The sequence below is a fragment of the Sphingobium terrigena genome (assembly GCF_003591655.1).
In the GTDB taxonomy this organism is placed as follows: domain Bacteria; phylum Pseudomonadota; class Alphaproteobacteria; order Sphingomonadales; family Sphingomonadaceae; genus Sphingobium; species Sphingobium terrigena.
Genome location: NZ_QVRA01000004.1, coordinates 55,252 through 74,304 on the forward strand (window position 1 = coordinate 55,252; position 19,053 = coordinate 74,304).

At 63.3% G+C, this 19,053-nt stretch carries 16 protein-coding genes and 1 riboswitch; of the genes, 7 read left to right on the forward strand and 9 right to left on the reverse strand.

From position 1 onward, the window contains the following. Window positions 1–10 precede the first annotated feature (10 nt). Window positions 11–1,135: an acyl-CoA dehydrogenase family protein gene (locus D0Z70_RS05730; RefSeq protein WP_119744496.1), complete on the reverse strand. Its 1,125-nt coding sequence runs from the start codon at window positions 1,133–1,135 to the stop codon at window positions 11–13. Between the two features lie 237 nt (window positions 1,136–1,372). Between D0Z70_RS05730 and D0Z70_RS05735 the strand changes: the two genes are divergently transcribed. Further along, on the forward strand, window positions 1,373–2,005 hold the full coding sequence (locus tag D0Z70_RS05735; RefSeq protein ID WP_119744497.1) for a TetR/AcrR family transcriptional regulator: 633 nt from the start codon (window positions 1,373–1,375) through the stop codon (window positions 2,003–2,005). Here the strand turns inward: D0Z70_RS05735 and D0Z70_RS05740 are convergent, their stop codons facing one another. Then, window positions 2,006–2,431 (reverse strand): acyl-CoA thioesterase, encoded by a 426-nt coding sequence (locus D0Z70_RS05740; protein ID WP_119744498.1) that lies wholly within the window; start codon window positions 2,429–2,431, stop codon window positions 2,006–2,008. Further along, entirely contained in the window at window positions 2,428–3,096 is a 669-nt protein-coding gene (locus D0Z70_RS05745; protein ID WP_119744499.1) for a glutathione S-transferase family protein, read from the reverse strand. The genes D0Z70_RS05740 and D0Z70_RS05745 overlap by 4 nt, the downstream gene beginning before the upstream one ends. A 234-nt stretch (window positions 3,097–3,330) precedes the next feature. On the opposite strand from D0Z70_RS05745, the gene D0Z70_RS05750 reads away from it, so the two are divergent. The 4 genes from D0Z70_RS05750 to D0Z70_RS05765 are packed head-to-tail and all read left to right on the forward strand — an operon-like array spanning window position 3,331 to window position 7,269. After that, window positions 3,331–4,083, forward strand: coding sequence for a glutathione S-transferase family protein (locus tag D0Z70_RS05750; protein ID WP_119744500.1), 753 nt, complete (start codon window positions 3,331–3,333; stop codon window positions 4,081–4,083). Continuing rightward, the gene (locus D0Z70_RS05755; protein WP_239018820.1) at window positions 4,080–4,910 is read left to right on the forward strand and encodes a glutathione S-transferase family protein; all 831 of its coding nucleotides are present in this window, start codon (window positions 4,080–4,082) and stop codon (window positions 4,908–4,910) included. Before D0Z70_RS05750 ends, D0Z70_RS05755 begins: the two co-directional genes overlap by 4 nt. 11 nt (window positions 4,911–4,921) lie before the next feature. Further along, the gene (locus D0Z70_RS05760; RefSeq protein ID WP_119744501.1) at window positions 4,922–6,358 is read left to right on the forward strand and encodes an aldehyde dehydrogenase family protein; all 1,437 of its coding nucleotides are present in this window, start codon (window positions 4,922–4,924) and stop codon (window positions 6,356–6,358) included. Next, a complete protein-coding gene (locus D0Z70_RS05765) occupies window positions 6,358–7,269 on the forward strand; it encodes a CmcJ/NvfI family oxidoreductase (RefSeq protein WP_119744502.1) in 912 nt (303 codons plus the stop codon). The genes D0Z70_RS05760 and D0Z70_RS05765 overlap by 1 nt, the downstream gene beginning before the upstream one ends. 3 nt (window positions 7,270–7,272) lie before the next feature. Here the strand turns inward: D0Z70_RS05765 and D0Z70_RS05770 are convergent, their stop codons facing one another. The 5 genes from D0Z70_RS05770 to D0Z70_RS05790 form a co-directional block, all read right to left on the reverse strand. Continuing rightward, window positions 7,273–8,358 carry an NAD(P)-dependent alcohol dehydrogenase gene (locus D0Z70_RS05770; protein ID WP_119744503.1) on the reverse strand — a complete coding sequence of 362 codons (1,086 nt, stop codon included), beginning with the start codon at window positions 8,356–8,358 and terminating at the stop codon, window positions 7,273–7,275. Window positions 8,359–8,360: 2 nt separating this feature from the next. Then, on the reverse strand, window positions 8,361–10,946 hold the full coding sequence (locus D0Z70_RS05775; protein WP_119744504.1) for a TonB-dependent receptor: 2,586 nt from the start codon (window positions 10,944–10,946) through the stop codon (window positions 8,361–8,363). An 89-nt stretch (window positions 10,947–11,035) separates the two neighbouring features. Next, entirely contained in the window at window positions 11,036–11,974 is a 939-nt protein-coding gene (locus D0Z70_RS05780; RefSeq protein ID WP_119744505.1) for an AraC family transcriptional regulator, read from the reverse strand. Window positions 11,975–12,122: 148 nt separating this feature from the next. After that, window positions 12,123–12,533 (reverse strand): hypothetical protein, encoded by a 411-nt coding sequence (locus D0Z70_RS05785; RefSeq protein WP_119744506.1) that lies wholly within the window; start codon window positions 12,531–12,533, stop codon window positions 12,123–12,125. 2 nt (window positions 12,534–12,535) lie between these two features. Further along, window positions 12,536–14,005: an aldehyde dehydrogenase gene (locus D0Z70_RS05790; RefSeq protein WP_119744507.1), complete on the reverse strand. Its 1,470-nt coding sequence runs from the start codon at window positions 14,003–14,005 to the stop codon at window positions 12,536–12,538. 193 nt (window positions 14,006–14,198) lie between these two features. On the opposite strand from D0Z70_RS05790, the gene D0Z70_RS05795 reads away from it, so the two are divergent. Then, entirely contained in the window at window positions 14,199–15,419 is a 1,221-nt protein-coding gene (locus D0Z70_RS05795) for an MFS transporter (protein ID WP_119744508.1), read from the forward strand. On the opposite strand, the gene D0Z70_RS05800 is transcribed toward D0Z70_RS05795, so the two are convergent. Next, window positions 15,416–16,594, reverse strand: coding sequence for a carbohydrate porin (locus D0Z70_RS05800; protein WP_119744509.1), 1,179 nt, complete (start codon window positions 16,592–16,594; stop codon window positions 15,416–15,418). The two genes, D0Z70_RS05795 and D0Z70_RS05800, sit on opposite strands and share 4 nt — an antisense overlap. A gap of 190 nt (window positions 16,595–16,784) precedes the next feature. Beyond that, window positions 16,785–16,912: riboswitch (TPP riboswitch) on the forward strand. Here D0Z70_RS05800 and D0Z70_RS05805 point away from each other — a divergent pair. Then, the gene (locus D0Z70_RS05805; protein WP_119744510.1) at window positions 16,903–19,047 is read left to right on the forward strand and encodes a TonB-dependent receptor; all 2,145 of its coding nucleotides are present in this window, start codon (window positions 16,903–16,905) and stop codon (window positions 19,045–19,047) included. (Overlaps the previous riboswitch by 10 nt.) Window positions 19,048–19,053: the final 6 nt, after the last annotated feature.

Below are 19,053 nucleotides of genomic sequence, written 5' to 3' on the forward strand. Positions count from 1 at the left end.
AGGATTCCTTTCAGAGACTGCGCGCAATGACCATGCGCTGGATGTCGGACGTGCCTTCGTAAATCTGGCACACCCGCACATCGCGATAGATTTTGGCGACGCCATATTCTTCCAGATAGCCATAGCCACCCAGCGTCTGGAGCGCGCCCGATACGATCTGTTCGGCGGCTTCCGATGCGAATAGCTTGGCCATCGACGCTTCGGTCAGGCAGGGCTGGCCCGCATCCTTGACCCGCGCCGCGTTCAGCACCAATTGCCGCGCTGCTTCCAGCCGGGTGGCGAGGTCGGCGAGGCGGAAGCCCACCGCCTGATGCTCCATGATGGCTTTGCCAAAGCTCTTGCGATCCTTGGCATAGGCGACCGCAATGTCGAGCGCAGCCTGCGCCATGCCGACGCATTGCGCGGCGATGCCAATGCGGCCGGTTTCCAGATTGGCGAGGGCGATGCGATAGCCCTGCCCCGGCTGGCCGATCAGCAACTCATCCTCGACAAACATATCGTCGAAGCGCAGCGCGCAGGTGTCGGATGCGCCCTGCCCCATTTTATGCTCGACCTTGTCGACGCTGTAGCCGGGCCGGTCGGTCGGCACGATGAACACCGACAGGCCTTTCTTGCCTGCGTCCGGGTCCGTCACTGCGACCACCATGACGACGCCCGCAATCTTGCCCGACGTGATGAACTGCTTGGCACCGGTGATGCGCCAGCCGCCATCGACCTTGGTAGCGCGCGTGCGGACGGCCGAGGCATCCGATCCGGCGTCCGCCTCAGTCAGGGCAAAGGCGCCGATGGTCCGCCCGCCGATCAGGTCGGGCAGGAAGCGCGCCTTCTGCGCCTCGCTACCGTCCTTCAACAGGCCGGACACGAGGATGCTGTTCTGGATCGACACGATGGTGGAGAGTGCTCCGTCCGCCGCCGCCAGCTCAATGAGCGCCAGCGCATAGGACACGGCGTCCGTCTCCGCCCCGCCATAGCTTTCCGGCGCGGTCATGCCCCACAGGCCCAGACCCGCCATCTCCTCAAACAGAGCAGGCGGATAGCCACCCTCCGACTCGAAGCGCGTGCTGTGCGGGCGGATCGTGTCCTGCGCGAAGCTGCGCACTGTATCGCGGATGGCCGTCTGGATTTCGGTCAACATAAAACCCGATCGTCTCCTCTATACTCACGGGTATATTGATTATTAGCGGGTTTCTTGTCAAGACTGTCTGCAACTCCACATCCTCCCCCGGTTGGGGAGGTGGCAGGGCGAAGCCCTGACGGAGGGGTGTCATGCTATCGTGAGGGTGACACCCCTCCACCATCGGCTACGCCGACGGTCCCCCTCCCCTTGTAGGGGAGGATGCGGAACAGACAGTCGATCAGACCCAAGGATATTATGGCCCCCCAACCGAACGCCGCCCCATCCCCCTTCCGATCGCGCGAGGAGCGAGAACGTGATCGTGAGGAGAAGCGCGAAGCCGTGCTGCGGGCGGCGGTGCGGATGTTCAACGCGCGCGGTTTTCACGCGACTTCGCTGGACGATGTCGCCGCAAGCCTGGGGATCAGCAAGCCGACCATCTATCATTATCTGGGCAATAAGGAGCAGGTGCTGATCGAGTGCGTGACGCGCGGGCTGGAGTTACTCAGCGCTGCTGCCGATACCGCGCGCGCACAGCCCGGCAATGGCCTGGCTCGACTGCGCAGCGTGTTGCGTCGTTATTCTCTGGTGATGATGGACGATTTCGGGCGCTGCGTCGTGCGCACCGGCGACGAATTTCTGTCCGCCGAAGGGGCCGCCCTGTTCCGCGCGCGCAAGCGGGCGATCGACCTGTCGATCCGCGCGCTGATAGAGGATGGCATTGCTGATGGATCGATCGCGCCGCTTGACGTGCGTATGACCGCTTTTGCCTTGGCGGGCGCGCTTAACTGGCCGGGGCGCTGGCATGAGCCGGACGGGCCGCTGAGCGCAGAGCAGATCGCCGACTCGATGGTCAATATATTGATCAGCGGCCTCGCGCCGCGCGCCTGATCAGCCAGTCGCAAACAGGGCGCGGACGGCGTCCGGCACCCGCTCCGCCCGCAAACCGCCGGGCCGGGTCGCGTCGGGCGTGGTCCATACGCGCTTTTCGGTGCATTCGACGCATAGCCGTCCATCGAGCGACAGACGGTGCGCAACGGTGAAGCTGCTATTGCCGAACATCGGCGCGTCCGCCTCCACCAGCACATCGTCGCCATAGGCGGTCGGCACGAAGAAGCGCGCCGACACATCCACCATCGGGAAGCCGGCAAAGGGCATGGTGGCCAGCATCTCGCGCTTCTTGGGCAGGCCCGCCTGCTCGAACAGCAGCATGGTGCTTTGGCCGAAGATGTCGAAATAGCGGGGGGCGTGAACGATACCGGCGGGGTCGCAATGGCCCCATTCGATGCGGACGATCCGCTGGAGAAATACTGTCACGCTATGATAGTCTTTCCTTGCAAAATGGTCTTTTCCGCCATGTCTTCGGCTGTGGGCGGTGGCGGCACGAGCAGACCGCGCTGCACCGCCGGACGTTCGGCGATCCGGTCATACCAGCGCAAGATGTTCGAAAAGGCACTGATGTCCACACCAGCCCAGTCATGGCCGCGTATCCAAGGGAAACAGGCGATGTCGGCAATGGAATAATCGCCGACCAGATAGTCACGGGTAGCGAGTTGCCCATCCAGCACGCCGAACAATCGCTGGCTCTCGCGGACGTAGCGGTCGATCACCGATGGCAGTTTTTCGTCGAAATAGCGGGTAAACACCGTCGCCTGCCCCATCATCGGGCCAAGCCCCGACATTTGCCACATCACCCACTGGATCACCCGGCTGCGATCCTTGGCATCAGCGGGAATGAAGCGGCCATATTTTTCCGCCAGATAGAGCAGGATCGCGCCCGATTCAAAGATCGCGAAATCCCCCGCCTCATGATCGATCAGCGTCGGGATGCGGCCATTGGGGTTAAGCGCGACATACCAGTCCTGTTTCTGCACCCGATCGGTCAGCGCGATCGGTGTCACCTCATAGGGAACGCCCAGTTCCTCCAGCAGGATCGAGACTTTCCAGCCATTGGGCGTCTCCGACGTCAGCAATTCGAGCATCCGCTTCTCTCCATGGCGGGGTCAATGCCCGCTCGTGTGTCACCCAAAGCAAAGTGCGCTCGTTCCGGCAAGGCGAGTGGCGGCGCTATCATTAGCAGTGACAGGTTGCGCGGCCGTCCGCCGGGTAGCGCCACTGATAGTATAGACAGACGACTTGTGGGCGATGGCCCGGCCCTGCACCACAGGTTGCGAAGGCGCACAGACGCTGCACATCCCAAGGTGAGGATATCTGCCATGTTGACGCTCTACAGCTTCGGTCCGGCCGCCAATTCGATGAAGCCGCTGCTGGCGCTCTATGAAAAGGGGCTGGAATTCACGCCGCGCTTCGTCGATCCGACCCGGTTCGAGCATCATGAGGACTGGTTCAAGGCGATCAACCCACGCGGTCAGGTGCCAGCGCTCGACCATGACGGCCATATCATCACCGAATCGACGGTGATCTGCGAATATCTGGAGGATGCCTTCCCCGATGCCCCGCGCCTGCGCCCAACCGATCCGGTGACGATCGCGGAAATGCGCGTCTGGACCAAATGGGTGGACGAATATTTCTGCTGGTGCGTGTCCACTATCGGATGGGAGCGGATGATCGGCCCGATGGCGCGCAAGCTGAGCGATGAGGAGTTTGAGGAGAAGCTCAAACATATCCCCATCCCCGAACAGCAAGCCAAATGGCGCAGCGCGCGCGCTGGTTTCCCCAAAGAGGTGCTGGACGAGGAAATGCGCAAGATCCGCGTGTCGATCGACCGGCTGGAGAAACGCCTGTCGCAAAGCCCCTGGCTGGCGGGTGACGATTATACGCTGGCCGATATCTGCAATTTCGCGATCGCGAACGGGATGCAATTTGGATACGCCGACATTATCAACGGGCAGGCTACGCCGCACCTGCTGGCCTGGATCGACCGGATCAACGCCCGCCCCGCCGCACAAGCGATGTTCGCCAGATCGCAGAGTGAAATGCCGCCGCGCCCGGCCATGTCGGCAGCATGACGCCCATGGCCTGGCATGAAGAACCGGCTGGCGGGCAGCTGCGCATGTATCATATTCCCGGCTGCCCCTTTTCCGAGCGGATCGAGTTGCTGCTCGACCTGAAAGGGCTGCACGGCATCATGGCGGATCATGAGATCGACATATCGCAGCCGCGCCCCGACTGGCTGCTCGCCAAGACGCGCGGCACGACGTCGCTCCCCGCGCTGGAGCTGGAAAATGGCGAAACGCTGAAGGAAAGCATGGTCATCATGCGCTATGTGGAGGGTCGCTTTCCCGATCCTCCGGTGGCGCGGCATGACCCCTATGAACATGCCGTCGAGGCAATGCTTTGCGCTACTGACGGGCAGTTTACGGGCGCTGGATATCGCATGATCCTGAACCGCGACCCGGCAAAGCGCGACGAGCATAAGGCAGAAGTCGATGCCCAATATGCGCGGCTGGACGATTTTCTGCGCCATTATGCGCCGGACGGCGATTATCTGTTCGACCGGTTCGGTTGGGCGGAGGTCGCCTTCACACCCATGTTCAAGCGATTATGGTTTCTCGACTATTATGAAGCCTATCAGATCCCGCAGCATCTGACCCGGTTGCTGCGCTGGCGCGAGGCGTGCCTGTCGCATCCGGTCGCCCAGAGTCATCATGGCCATGCCGAGTTGATGACGCTCTATTATGATTATGCCCAGGGCGGCGGCAATGGTCGCCTGCCAGAGGGACGCACCGTCTCCAGCTTCACGCTCGACCCACCCTGGACCAGCCGACCCATGCCGCCGCGCGACAAATGGGGCACGCCCGCCACCGACGCCGATCTCGGCCTGATTTCCGCATAAGGACTTATCCCATGCCCAATACACTCCAGCATTATATCGATGGCCAGTGGGTCGACAGCCAGGGTGGCCGCGTCATCGCGGTGATCAACCCGGCGACCGACGCCAGCGCGGCCGACTTGATCCTTGGCACGGCGGCCGATGTCGATGCGGCGGTGATCGCCGCGCGGCGCGCGTTCGAGAGTTTCTCGCTCACCAGCCGGGAGGAGCGGATCGCGCTGCTCGAACGCATCATCGCTGAATATCAGAAGCGCATCCCGGATATCGCCCGCGCCATCGCCACCGAAATGGGCTGCCCCATCTCGATCGCCCAGACCGCGCAGGCGGGGTCCGGCCTTGGCCATCTGGGACAGGCGCTCGCAGCGCTCAAGGATTATGCGTTCAGCGAGAAGATCGGCAATAACCGGGTGGTGCGCGAGGCGATCGGCGTGGTGGCGCTGATTACGCCATGGAACTGGCCGATGAACCAGATCCTCGCCAAGGTCGGTCCGGCGCTGGCCGCTGGCTGCACCATGATCCTCAAACCCTCCGAAGAAGCGCCAAGCTGCGCCGCGATCTTTGCCGAGATTATGGATGCCGCGGGCGTGCCGCCGGGCGTGTTCAACCTGGTGCAGGGCGATGGCGGAGGCGTCGGCACCGCGCTCGCCAAACATCCCGGCATCGACATGGTGAGCTTCACCGGATCGACCCGCGCGGGCATCATGGTCGCCAAAAATGCCGCCGATACGGTCAAGCGCGTGGCGCAGGAACTGGGCGGCAAGTCGCCCAACATCATCCTGGAAGGCACGCCGCTCGACGTCGCCCTGCCCGGCGGGGTGGGCGGCGTGCTGCTCAACAGCGGTCAGAGCTGCGTCGCGCCGACGCGAATGCTGGTGCATCGCTCGCAGCATGACGAGGCCGCGCAAAAGGTCGGCGCGCTGTTCGCGGCCAAGAAGATCGGCGATCCGCAGGTTGAGGGCGACCATATCGGTCCGGTCGTCAGCCAGCGCCAGTGGGAGCGTATCCAGTCGTTGATCCAGACCGGCATTGACGAGGGCGCGACATTGGTGACTGGCGGTCTGGGCCGTCCCGAAGGCATAGAGCATGGCAGCTATGTCCGCCCGACCGTGTTCGCCAACGTGACGCCGGACATGACGATCGCGCGGGAGGAGATTTTCGGCCCGGTACTGGTTCTGATGCCCTATGATGATGATGAGGCAGCAATCCGCATCGCCAACGACACGCCCTACGGCCTGGGCGCTTATGTCGCGGGCGACCCGGCCCATGCCCGCAAATTCGTCAGCCGCCTGCGCGCGGGCGCGGTGTTCGTCAATGCCGGTGGCCTCGCCTTCGACATGCCCTTTGGCGGCTATAAGCAATCGGGCAATGGCCGCGAATTTGGCCGCTTCGGGCTGGAGGAGTTTCTGGAGGTCAAGTCCGTCATCGGCGCGCTGCCGGAAGAAGTGGACTGATGGCGACGCTGCTGGACGCAGACGCGATCGAGGACAGCGCGCGGCAGGCGCCCGCGCTGATCCGTTATCTTGACGAGGGCGATTTCGTCACCCGCCGCTATGTGTCGCAAGGGATAGAGATCAACACTGGCCGCTATCGCGACTATCCCATGGTCGTGCGTGACGGGATGCCGATCCGCGGTCATTTCGCTTTCGACACCCACGGCTTCATGCTGGGCAGGCATCGCACCGCGATCAATGATTTCTGGGACAAGGCGGCGGTTGATCAGCTCTATCTACGGGAATGTGAAGGGGCGATCCAGAGCCTGACCGGCGCCTCCTGTGTGTCGGCGGGCGGCTGGATGATCCGCACGTCGGCTGACCTCACTGCAAGGGCGCAGGAGAAGGTCGCCAATTACCGGCATGAAGGCGGCATCCAGCCACCGGCGGGTGAGGCGCATGTCGATTATAACGAGATTACCGGGCGACGCGCCGCCGAGCGCGCCTATGCTGCCGCCTTTCCCGACGCGCCTGGCTATAAACGCTATGTCTGCGTCAGTTTCTGGCGCAGCTTTTCGCCCGGCCCGCAGGACTGGCCGCTGGCGGTGTGCGACGGTCGCACCGTGTCGGACGAGGAAGCGACGTCCAACACATTGTTCGTGGTCGACGAATTTCCGGTGGGCGACGCCCTGACCGCCCCGGTCGACGGCGAGGATCAGATGATCGCCGCGTCCATCTTCCGCCATCGTGACCGCCACCGCTGGTGGTATTTCTCCGACATGGCGGCGGACGATGTGCTCCTGTTCAAATTTCAGGACAGCGACCATGACGTCACCTGGCGCTGCCCGCATACCGCCTTCCACGACAGCAGCCTGCCCGGCACAAGGACGCGGGCCAGTATCGAGGTGCGGGCAGTCGCCTTCTTTGAGTGACCCCTAATTCGAAGGCATTACCACCACCGGCTTGACCACCGCGCCGCTTTCCGACGCCGCAAAGGCGGCTTCCAGATCGGCGAAATCATAGCGCTGGATCAGTTTTTCCAGCGGCAGGCGGCCTTCGCGATAGTAAGTGATCAGGCGCGGGATGAAGCTCTGCGGGTCAATGCCGCCTTCCACCACACCAACGATCCGCCGCCCCATGCTCATGATCGACGATGGGTCGATCGTGAAGCCACCCGGCGGATAGGCACCGACCAACGCCAGCGTGCCGCGCTGCGCCAGCCGGTCCGCCGCAAGACTGAGCAACGCAGGCACGCCGGTCGTATCGACGATATGGTCGAACAGCCCGTCGAGGCCGGCCAAATCATTCCCCGTCTCCGTCGCGCCCAGTTCGCGTGCCAGGGCCAGCCGACTGGCATGGCGGTCGATCACCGCGATCCGCCCCGCACCCGCAATCACCGCCGCCATCAGCGCCGACAGGCCGACAGCGCCCGCGCCCAATATCGCGATCGACTGGCCGGGCTGCACCTTCAATGTTTCCAGCACGGTCCCCGCGCCGGTCTGCACCCCGCAGCCGAGCGGTGCCAATATGTCGAGCGGCAGGTCCGGGTCGATCCGCACAACATTGTCGCTATGGGCAAAGGCATAGGTGGCAAAGGCGGACTGGCCGAAGATGTTGCCCCCGATCCGCTCATCCCCGCGCCAGATGCCGCCCTGCCCCGCCTGCGTCACACCCAGAAAATTGCGCGGCACAAATTCCACGCAATAGCCGGGCTGATGATCGTGACAGGCACCGCACGCACCGCAACTGTGGAAGCTGAGCAATACATGGTCGCCCGGCACGACCCCGGTAACGCCCGGTCCCACCGCATCGACCACGCCTGCCCCTTCATGCCCCAATATGACCGGGAAGGGGATGGGCAGCGCGCCATCGCGCATCACCATGTCGGTGTGGCAAATCCCGCAGGCATGAAGCCGCACCCTGATCTGGTCAGGACCGGGCGCGTCCATCGCCAGCGTCTCGAAGCGGAAGGGGCTGCCAGCCCCCTCCACCACCGCCGCGTCGATCGCGATGCTGTTCACGATCAGAAGTCGAAGCCGAAGCGGACATACCATTCGCGCGGCCGGTTATAGGTGCCAAAGATCGCACCCGCTGCGATATTCGACCCGCCCGACGTCAGGAAGCGCTTGTCGGTCAGGTTGGTGCCGCCCGCCGTCAGCGACCAGTGGCCGTCCGGCTCGCGATAGCTGATCGAGGCGTTGATGATGTCGGTCGATACCCGCTTGAGCAGGAATGTACGCTGCGTGTCGTTCCATGCGCTCGACGTGTAGGTCCAGTCGGCCAGCAACACGACCGACCCGCCATTGCCCAGCTTCGCCTCATAACGCGGGCTGAGATTGACCTTCCATTTGGGTGTCTTGGGCAGGGTTTCGCCCACCAGTGTTCCCGCCTGGAACGGATTGGCCCCGCCTACCGCCGCTGCGCCCGGCGATACCGACGTATATTGCGCATCGATATAGCCGACTGCCCCGTTGATCGTCAGGCCATCGACCGGCGCCGCGACCATTTCCAGCTCGAAACCGCGGATGCGTGCGTCACCCGCATTGGCGATGGTGGGCGATGTGCCGACCTGGATATTGAGCTGAATGTCACGATATTTGGTCGAGAACACCGCCGCGTTGAGTTGCAGGTGGCGATCGAGCAGGGTCGATTTGATCCCCGCCTCCCAGGTCGTCGCCTTTTCCTCGTTAAAGTCCGGCGCGACATTGCCCTGCGGGTTGGTGAGGCGGGTGGTCCAGCCGCCAGTCTTGTAGCCCTTCGACCAGCTGCCATAGAGCATGACATCTTCGGAAGGATGGATTTGCACGCCGACCTTGGGCGAGAAGTCGTTGAACTTCTTGCGATTGACGCCAGGCGTATAGACCCGCACGGGATTGGTCGGGTCGGGATAGCTCAGCGCCGGCTGGCAGGGCACCGGTGCCAGCGGGAACGCGCCACCGGGGAAGATATTGCCATTGGCGTCGGCGCAGCCGAACAGCTTGTAGTTAAAGCCGTTCAGCTCCTGTTGCCCGCCCTCGAACTGCTTGCGTTCATTGGTGTAGCGGCCGCCGATGGTGATGCCGATCAGGTCGATCGGGCGATAATCGATCTGGCCGAAAAAGGCGTAATTTTTGGTCGCCAGCTCATTCGGGCCATCAACCTGCACCAGACCTTCGCCAAAGGTGACAAAGTCGTGCAGGTCGCCCGCTTCCTTGAAATAATAGGCGCCCAGTACATAGCGCAGCTTTTCGTCAAACGCATTGCCGAGCAGCTGGAATTCCTGGCTAAACTGCCACTGGTTCATGGTGAAGCTGAGTTGCAGGAAGTTGAGCGGCGATCCGTCTGCGTCCAGCCCGGCATTCCAGTGCAGCTCACGATAGGCCGTGATGGATTTCAGCGCGACATTGTCGGCCAGGTCGAAGTCGACAATGCCGCTCAGCCCCCAGCTTTCCAGATTGGAATAGCTGTTGCCGCTGGCATAGCTGCGATCCTTGTTGGCGATCAGATAGCGCCCGTCCCAGGGCAGGCGATCATTGGCCGGGTTGCCATCGACATTCGCGCTGGCGACGCTGGCCAGCTGGAATTGCGGATTGAACTGCGTTCCCGCTACGCCGCACAGCGCCTGCGCATTGCGGGCCGCAATTTCCGCGCCGGTGCTGCCAATGCAGAAATTATAGAGACCGGCAAACAGGAAGCCGGTGGTGCCGGTCGGGTCGAAAGCCGTGCCGGGCAGGTTCGTGGTCCCCGCGAAATTGCCAGGGACGAATTCCGCCGTGCCGATCAGCTTGTTGGCCGACGTACCCTTGTCCTTGCTATAATCGCCCGAGAAGGTCGCGCGCACCGCACCGCCATTGTCCCAGCGCAGCTTTCCGCGCAGGTTCCAATTGTCATTCTCGCCTTCCTTGCCCGCGCTGTCATAACCAGCGGCGGAGAAAGCGGTGAAGGACGGCGCATTATTGGCGCGCTGGTCGGGATAGGGCAGGCGCTTCAGGAAGCCGTCGCGCGACTTGATGCCGAAGGTGAAGGCGGAGCTGAGGCCATCGGTGATCGGCACGGTCACGGAACCCCGCGCCTGGAACAGCTTGTAGCTGCCCAGCGTCACATCCCCCTTGGCCGTAAACTCCTTGCCCGGATCGGCGGTGACGATGGAGATCGCGCCGCCAATCGTGTTGCGGCCGAACAATGTCCCTTGCGGCCCTTTCAGGATTTCGACCCGCGCGACATCAAGCAGATCCTGGTTCGCGCCGACCGTGCGGGCGAGATAGACGCCGTCCAGATAAATGCCGACGCCCGGATCGATGTTGAAGGCAAAATCATCCGATCCGATGCCGCGAATATAGGCGGCCAGCACGGCGGTGGAACCGGAAAAGGGCGTACCTGCGTCCAGATTGACGTTGGGCGCGATGGCGGAGAGTTGCGACACGCTACCGACGGCGCGCTCCTGCAAGGATTCAGAGGTGAAGGCCGAAATCGCGATCGGGACGTCCTGCACATTTTCCGCGCGCTTCTGCGCGGTCACGACGATCTCTGCGATACCACCGCTCTGTTCGGCATCCTGTGCCAGTGCCGGTGCGGCGACCAGCGTGCTTGATGCCAACAGCATCGAAACTAAGGACTTGCCCATCTTCATCTCCCCAAAATGCCTCGCCTATGTCGGCGGCTTGACGGCGCTTATAGGAGTAAGGGCGTTAACGGTCTTGGATGCAGGCGAACCAGAGATCAGGACGGATGCGAACTCGCCGCCCCGTTACGCCACTGGCTGGGCGCAACGCCAAAGTGCCGGCGAAAGCAGCGGGTGAAGAATGCGGAATCGTTGAAACCGACCTCGAACGCGACATCGGTAATCGTGCGCCCATCGTCGCGCGACAGCAACGTCGCCGCCCGCTCCAGCCGCCGCGCGGTGATGAAGGCGGTGGGTGTCAGCCCGACATGACGGACGAAATTTTTTTGCACGGCACGGGGCGACAGGTCGAGCGCCTGGCCGATCAGCGCCGTGCCAAGGTCGGGATTGCCCAGATGCTCCAGCGCATAGTCGACCGGGGAACGGGGCAGCTGGATCGCGGGGCGATCCATCGTACTGCGACGGCACAGCATCCGCGCCGCGTCGGCCAACAGGACGCCGGCATCGTCATCCAGATCGGCAAACTGGTCCCGCTGTGACCATAGGCCATGCAGCACATGGGCCAGGAACAGGACATTGGGATTGGTCGATGGCATCAGGCAGCCATGCCAGTCGCGCCCGGCAATATCATCGCCCATCATCGCAACCGGCACCTGAAGGATCAGGCAGTCGTTATACTGCGAAATGTCGATGGCATAGGGATGGCGATCATCTGCGATCACGATGTCGCCGATCCGCGCGGTGCTGCTGCGGTCGCCATGCAGCATGGTCATCGACCCGCGATGGAGCAGGTGGAGCAGCAAATGTCGTTCCTCGCCATCGGTCGCGACCCGGCTGACTTGCGCCCGTTCGCTGCGCGCCCGCGCCAGCCCGACCCCACCCAGCGACCAGCGCGCCAGTTCGGCCTTGATGCCTTCGGGCGCATGGGCGGTCATGCCGGGGAAGGCTTCGGCGACGACCTCGCGCCAGAAACGCTGGCGTCGTGGTGGCGGCACCAGCCGGGTGGAAAAGCGCTCGACCGCGCTCAGCGGACCCACTCCGCACGATCGACACTATAATGAACCATGCCCGACATCCCTCTCTCTGCCCGCCGCGACGCTATTGCTGGTCGTCAACGAGTCATCCCACAGGAAGAGAAAGTATCCCAGGCATACGAAACTGGCAATATGGCCGATATATCACAGCCTACCAGCGCAGCAGCCCGACCAATTCCCTGCGCCAGGGCCAGAGGAGTATGGCGTTGAGCAGCAGCGTGACGATGCCAAACGCATATTCGACCACGCCCGGATCCAGCACGAAATTCCAGTAACCGATCACGACATTGAGCGGCACGCTGGCCAGCGCGGCGGGCAGCACCCCCCGGTTCGCCAGCACCAGCAGCGCCACCACCACTTCCATCACTTTGATCCAGGCGAACAATCCGCTGTGGATCAACGCCAGGGTGAATTCCTGCGCCAGCGGCGTGTTGCCCAGCGGCTGGAGATCGAAGGGGGTGAAATATTCCACCCCCGAAAACAGGAACCAGCCGCCATAAATGATCCGCGCGGCGGTGAAGGCAGCGCCCCGCCCCTGCCCGCGTGCGTCCAGCGCGATCATGGTCAGAAGCCGGCAGGCGTCGCGTCGAGCAGGATGGTCTTGCTTTCCAGATAGGGATGCAGTCCTTCCACCCCGCCTTCGCGACCAATGCCCGATTGCTTGAAGCCGCCAAAGGGCAGGCCGAATTCCAGCTTCATGCCATTCTGCCCGAATCCGCCCGCGCGGATGCGGCGACCGATGCGATAGGCGGCGTTTGCATCATTTGTCAGCACCGATCCGTTGAGGCCAAAGGCGCTGTCATTGGCGATGCGGATCGCGTCCTCCTCATCGTCCGCCGGGATCAGGCACAGCACAGGTCCGAAAATCTCCTCCTGGGCAATGCGGCTCTTGTTATCGACATTGGCGAACAGGGTCGGCTCGATGAAATAGCCCTTGTTCATATGGGCGGGGCGATTGCCCCCCGTGACCAGATCAGCTGTAGTCCGCCCCAGCGCCACATACTCCTCCACCCGCTCCAACTGCCGCTTCATCGCCACCGGGCCAAGCTGGGTATCGGGCGCGTCGCTATGACCGATGCGGATGCCCTGCATCACTTTGGCAATGGCGTCGGCCAGTTCGTCATGGCGGTGACGCGGCACGATGGCGCGGCTCAGCATCGCGCACACCTGCCCGCTCATGATGGTGATGGTATTGCCCAGGATCGCGGCGGCAACTTCGATGGGAAAATCGTCCCGTACGATCGCCGCCGACTTGCCGCCCAGTTCCAGCGTGCAGCGCGCAACTCGCCCGGCGCACACTTCGCCGATGCGCTTGCCCGCCAGCGTTGATCCGGTGAAGGTCACCTTGTCGATACCGGGGTTGCGGACCAGATGGTCGGACGCATCGCGCCCCGCAGCGACCAGATTGACGACGCCCGCTGGGACGCCTGCCGCCTCCGCCGCTTCGGCCATGATATAGGCCTCCAGCGGGGTTTCGGGCGATGGCTTCATGATGACGGTGCAGCCTGCCACCATCGCATAGGCGACCTTGGCCGACATGATACCATAGGGCGCGTTCCACGGTGCGATCGCCGCGACGACGCCAGCGGGTTCCTGCGCCACGATGGCGGTATGGACCTGGCTCGACGGGCGCTTTTCGACAAAGGGAAAGCTATCGGCATAGCCAGCTATCGCCATCATCGTCATGGTCGCGCCGCCGGTCATGATCGGCGCAAAGCTGGCGAGACCGCCGACCTGCGCGGTCCAGGCGGCGGCCAGTTCAGGCGCGCGCTTGCCCAGTTCCTCCCCCATCCGCCGCACGATCGCCCCACGATCGGGGGGTGCCATGGTGGACCATGGCCCGTCATCGAACGCCTTGCGCGCGGCAGCGACGGCGCGATCCATATCCGCTTCCGTGCCATCGACAACGCGCGCGATGACCTCCTCGCTATTGGGGGAGACGATCTCGATCACGCCATGGCCCGTCGATTCGACCCACGCGCCGCCAATGAACAGCTTGTCGGGATGGGCGATATGGATGTTGTCGGGAACCATGGTCTATCCTCTTCCTGATCGGCGCTGCACGCCTTGTCATTGACACACTATAACGAACGTTATGGTTATCACAAGCCGTTGCATCGGCTTTTTTAGCGCTTGACAGTCCGGGTCCGGCCAACCCTATTATATCATTCGTTACGATAAAATGAGAGGAATACCGATCCATGACCCGCCCGCTGGAGCAGGCTGCGTGACCAGCGAAGCCACGGGTTTTACGCCGCGCTTGATCCTGTCGCTGTTCCTGTGCGGCATCATCCTGTTCATCGATGGCTATGATCTGGCGGCGCTGCCGCTGGCGCTCCCTCACATCGCGACGGCGCTCGACATTCCGCCCGCCCGCTTTGGTTTTGCCTTGTCGGCGGTGTTGTTGGGGCTGGGCGTCGGCGCGGTCCTGCTGGCACCGCTGGGTGACCGCTTCGGTCGCCGCCGGACGATCATCCTCTCTGTCATCTGCATCGGCCTGCTGACCATGGCGACCGCAACCGGAACGAGCATAAGCGGCTTCATCGTCTGGCGCTTGCTGACCGGTCTGGCGCTGGGAGCATGTCTGCCCAATGTCACCGCACTGGCCGCCATCTGGGCACCACCGGGGCGACGCGCAAGCACGTTGACGATCGTATCGCTCGGCATTTCTTTTGGCGCGATCGCCGCGGGTTTGATCGCGCCGCCACTGGTTGCGCTGGGCGGGTGGCGCGCTTTGTTCCTGCTGCCGGGTGCCGCGACATTAGTGCTGGCTGTGGCCCTTTTCCTGCTATTTCCGGCCGAACAGAAAATGGCGCCATCGGTTGATGACCGGGCCGTCCGCCCGCTTGCCCGTATATTGCGCAAACCGTTGCGGTTCCCGACCGCCATTTTTGCATTGCTCTATGGTATCAATGCCTTCGGCCTCTATCTTATCACCAGTTGGACACCGACCCTGTTGCCGCAGGCGGGCTTTACACTGGATCAGGCCGCGCGCTCGATCACCATCATCCAGTCGGGCGGCTTGGTCGTTGCTCTCGCGCTCGCCTGGCTGATCGATCGCAACCATGCCGTGCTGGCGCTGGCGGGTGCCTATGTCACGATCATCGTCGCCTTCACCCTGCTGGCGATCCTGCCCGCCGACCCTTTGTCGTGGAACATGCTGCTGCTGGTCGCAGGCGGCGGCATTGTCGGGGTGCATCTGTGCATCATGGCAGTCGTCACCGGTGTCTTTCCGCCCGATTGCCTGGCGACCGCTATCGGCTTCGGCGTCGCGGTAGCCCGGATCGGCGCGATCGGCGGTCCACTGGCCGGTGGCTGGCTGATCGGCCACGGTGCAGGGCCGAGCCAATTTTTCCTGTTCGCCATCCTGCCCATGGCGCTTTGCCTGCTCATCACATTGGCCCTGCCCGCCGCGCGCCGCGCCGGCCAGCCTGACGGGACCGCTTAATCGATCAGCCGGAATCCGACGGCAAAGCGCAGCCCGACCACCCAGGCGTCGCGGATGGACGGGTCGGCGGCGGGATTGCGGACATATTGCATATTGGGCTGCATCGTCAGCCAGGGTGAAAGAGGCGCGCGATAGGTGACTTCGGCGACGGATTCGGAACGGCCTGCGCCACTGGCGCGGCGATAGTCGGCGGATGTCGTGGCGGTCATGACCGCCAGACCCAGTTCATCCTCCGGTCGCCGGGCCAGTGCGCCTGTCCACTTCACGCCCAAGCTGGCAAACCGGTCGAACATGTTGAACCGCCCGCTCGACGTGCCAAGCCGGAAGAAACCGTCAATCTGTTCCTCGCCATCACTCATCAGCGGCATTTCACCGCGCAGATAGACACCGGCATTGCCCTGTCCCCGACTCCCGTCCCAGGCATCGAAAGTCGCGGTATAGCGCCAGCGACCCAGCAACAGCCGCGCACCAGCGACAGGCGCTTCCAACTCACCGATCAACAGCGCGCCGTCGCCCTTGCCCAGCTTGATCGCGGTGCGGGCGGGATGATCGGGATCGCCCGGCACCCCGTCCAGCACGGCAGCGCGCACGGCCCAGTCCTTGGCCGGTCGCCATTCGACCCGTGCTGCCAGCGATGTCGAGGGGAAGATCGACGGGCCATTACGACCCGTCAGCGAAATGTCGCTGCCAATACCATGGGCGCTGCCGACGAACACACCAGCGGCGTCGAGCGAATCAAATTCCGAATTGAGGTCATATAGCCCCGCGCGCAGTGACAGGCCGGGCGCGACCATCTGGTCGATCCACGCTTCATAAAGTTTGAACGCCCGCGTCCCGGTCTCGATATTGCTGACGGCATGGGCGTCGCCCACCGCGTTGGAGATCGACGCGCCATTATTGTAGATGCCATAGACATGCGCCTCGGCCCCGCGCCAGCCCAGCATCGCTTCCAGATCAGCCTCCAGCACAATGTCGAGATTATCGAGATAGCGCGCGCGCCGCTTCACCCCGCCCGCCACATTGCCCATCACTTCGCCGGTATAGGTGACCTCCAGCAACAGCGGTCCCTGTTCCTCGTCAATCTCTCCCGCCGCATGGATATGCGAATGGGGGCGCGACGGCATCGCATCACCCGCCGCGGCAGCCAGCAGCAGAAAGGGGGCGATCATCACCATGACGGGACCAGGGGGTAAGCGTGAAGCATAGCGATAGGCACAATAGGGGTTTGGCCACGCCGTCGATAACGGATCATCCTCGATCGACGCCATAGCTGACTGAAAACCACCCCCGCTTCGGCAGGAATATGCGCAACTTCCGCAGCGATCATTTGACGCGCGGCGCAGGACGCCATAGGCGCACCCCCAGTTTCAACCCACGGGGTGTCCTGGCGCTGTCAGGGCTGAGAGGCGGATCGGGCGCAGGGGGCGTCCAGTCGGCAAACCCGCGAACCTGATCCGGCTCACACCGGCGGAGGAATAGGGATATGCGTTTTTACGCCATTACGTCGCCTGCCATCTCGATCGCGCTATTGCTGGGGGCGGGCGTCGCCCATGCCGATGACAGCATCGTCGTCACTGCGCGCGGCCGCGAAGAAGCGGAAATCGGCGTGCCGGACACGATCGCCGTCTATGGTCCCGCCGCCATCGCTGCGCAGCGCCTGAAAACGATCGACGATTTCATCGCCGCGACGCCGGGCATCTTCATGATCCATGATCAGGACCCCGGCACCAACCTTATTTCCGTGCGTGGCATATCCACCAACCGCAGCCAGTCGCCCTCGATCGCCTATATCGTCGACGGGCTGGCGCTGCCCGATTCGGAACTGTTCACGCTGCGTCCCTATGATCTGGCGCGGGTCGAGATTTTGAAGGGGCCGCAGGGCGCGCTGTTCGGTCGTTCCGCGTCGGGCGGCGCAATCGCCATGACCACCAATGATCCCGGCCCGGACTGGGGCGGCGAGGCAGCGGTCGGCATCGGCAATGGTCTGACCTGGACCGCCGATGGCGTGGTCAACGCCCCGGTGTCGGATCAGGTGCAACTGCGTCTGTCCGGTTCTTATCGCAACAGCGACGGCTTCATCCGCAACAGCTTCCTCGACAAGAAGGTCGATGGCAGCATCAGCCGCAATCTGCGCCTGAAGGCCAAGGTCGCACTCAATGAAACCGCCACTTTCCGCTTCCGTCTGGGCTGGGCCAATGAGGAAGGTGGCGCGGCCTATATCTCGTCGGGCAATGTCACAGGGCTCTATGGCGGGCGCTTGTCGGGCGCGGCGCTGACCAACCCCTTTGGCGATTTTGAAGGCCGGGCATCGCGCACATGGTGGGGCGCGCAGGCCAGCTATGAACAGGAAGCGGGCGATGCGCTGCTCTTCACATGGACTGGTGGCTATGACGATTATCACAAGGATTTCGTTGAGGAACTGGATTTCCGCAATGATAAGCCGCTAACCTTCTTTGGCGTCCCGGCCTTTCCAGATGGTATCCAGCCCATCGCTCAACCTGTTGATATCAAGGCATGGACGAGCGAAACCCGGCTGACGTCGCGCGGCGACGGGCCGCTGCGCTGGCATGTCGGCCTGTTCTACCAGCGGCTGGAGCGCGACCGCACCGATGATTTCGGGCCGCTGCTGTTCGGTGGCGAAGCGTTCCGCGCCGAAACCCGATCCAGCCAGGTCGGCATCTTCGGGCAGGCCAGCTATGACATTACGCCGCAGGTCGAAGCGACCCTAGCGCTGCGCTACGACCGCGACCGGCGCAAGGAAGATACGGTCGGCACCGTTAGCGGCATAACGGTTGCCCAGCGCGCCCGCACGTTCGAGAAGTGGCAGCCCAAATTGTCTATCGCCTGGCGTCCGACCGATCATCTGACCGCCTATGTCACCGGCGCCATCGGCTTCAAGGCAGGCGGCTTCAACCCTCTGCCCGGCCCGGCCGATGTGTGGCAGGCGGTGTTCCCGGCCGAAACCACCCGATCGATCGAGGCGGGGGTCAAGGGCGAGAGCGCCGATGGCCGCATCCGCCTGTCGCTTGCCGGCTTCGTCACCGACTATGACAATTTCCAGAATACCGTATTCCTGGGCAATTCGGTCGTGCTGTCGGTGCCGGAGGTCGATGTCCACGGGATCGAGGCGTCAGCGCAGGCGGCGCTGGGCGCAGGGTTTAGTCTCGACGGTGGGCTGGCCTGGACCCATAGCCGCACCGGCACCTATTTCACCCCCAACCCCACGCCAGAACCCGGCGAACCCGCCATCCTCGACATGAGCGGCCAGCGGACCCCCAATGCGCCCGACTGGACTGTCAATGGCGGCCTGGGCTGGCAGGGCGCGGCTGGCCCTGCGATTGTCAATGTACGGCTCAGTGTCGCCTATGTGTCCCGCGTCGATTTTGAGATCGACAACATCCTCCATTCGCCCGGCTATACTTCGGTCGACGGACGAGTAGGCGTCAGCCACGGGGCTTGGACTTTCGACATCTGGGCCAAGAATCTGCTCGACAAACGCTGGGCCATCTCGGCCTTTGGCCAGCAGCAATTGCCGCTGTTGCTCGGCCTTGGCCCCAATGGTCCGTTCGACAGCTTCACCATCAACACCGGCCGCCAGTTCGGCGCCAGCGCCACCGTGCGCTTCTGACGAAGG